We start from the raw sequence: 1,057 nt of genomic DNA on the forward strand, positions 1-1,057 counted from the left end.
GAGGCGGCATCACTGGCGCCGTAGTGAACCGGCCATTTTAATTGTCGCCGACCGGCCAAAATAATTGACGCGAGATAGCCGTGCTGGTCAACAAGTTCGGCATTCGCCGGGTGCCGGCCATCGTTGACCAGATGCCGGGGAAAAAACTGCTGCGCATCACCGAGGTGGCCGTGGCCGATGACGGACAGGAAATCCCAAAAGGACCCAAATCATGAAGATCAAGACGACTGCACAGGCTGTCGTGGTCAGCGTCGCTGCAGCGCTGTATTCGCAGGTGCCGGCATACGCTTCGCCAGGCGCGGTAACCTTTACCCCGGAGCAGCAAGCGGCGATTGGCCAGATTGCCGCGGACTACCTGCGTGACCATCCCGATCTGTTGGTTGAGATGAGCGAGACGCTGCAGCAGCGTGAAAACGCTGCCGAACAGCGGCAGGCGCTGGATGTAGTGCTGGCGCAGCAGAAGGTTTTGTTGGATGCGGAACAGGCGCCGACCGTGCGCCCTGACGGCGACGTCACCCTGATACAGTTTTTCGACTATCAGTGCATCTGGTGCTCGCGCATGGCGCCGGTGGTGGAAGCGGTGATGGACAAGGACGCTTCCTTGCGGGTGGCGTTCCGGGAGTATCCAATTTTTTGGTGAGCGCTGGCCGCTTTCCCGCGACGCCGCTATCCGCGGGGTGAGCATCTGGCGGCAACAGGGAGCTGACGCCTATGCCCGCTATCACCATGCGCTATTCAAGACGGGACACGCCGAGGGACAGCTGACGCAGGCGGATATTCGGCAGGCTACGCAGCTGGCGGGTGCCGATGCGCAAAACGTCGGCAGCACGGTCTCGGGCATCGGGGCGGAAATCGACCTGAAAGGCAATGCGGTATTGGCCAGTGAACTGGGTATCAGCGGCACGCCGGCATTTATCGTGATGCCAACGGAAAATGCCAGCGCCGATACCACGTCGGTGATGTACGGCGCGGTGGACGCATCCACGCTGCAGGCGGCCATTGCAAAAGCGCGCGGCAAGACCGCGGGCAAGGCGGACAAATGAAACGCCCTGGCATG

3 protein-coding genes are annotated in these 1,057 nt (G+C 61.4%); all 3 read left to right on the forward strand.

The window, feature by feature from the left end; all coding sequences use genetic code 11:
• Window positions 1-80 precede the first annotated feature (80 nt).
• The 3 genes from AC4PR2_RS29090 to AC4PR2_RS29100 are packed head-to-tail and all read left to right on the forward strand — an operon-like array spanning window position 81 to window position 1,043.
• Complete coding sequence (locus AC4PR2_RS29090) at window positions 81-215, forward strand: hypothetical protein (RefSeq protein ID WP_492176076.1); 135 nt, start codon at window positions 81-83, stop codon at window positions 213-215.
• A complete protein-coding gene (locus AC4PR2_RS29095) occupies window positions 212-640 on the forward strand; it encodes a hypothetical protein (protein WP_492176077.1) in 429 nt (142 codons plus the stop codon). The genes AC4PR2_RS29090 and AC4PR2_RS29095 overlap by 4 nt, the downstream gene beginning before the upstream one ends.
• 37 nt (window positions 641-677) lie before the next feature.
• Window positions 678-1,043 (forward strand): DsbA family protein, encoded by a 366-nt coding sequence (locus tag AC4PR2_RS29100; RefSeq protein WP_492176078.1) that lies wholly within the window; start codon window positions 678-680, stop codon window positions 1,041-1,043.
• The last annotated feature ends 14 nt before the right edge of the window (window positions 1,044-1,057 follow it).

The sequence above is a fragment of the Serratia sp. A07 genome (assembly GCF_058725505.1).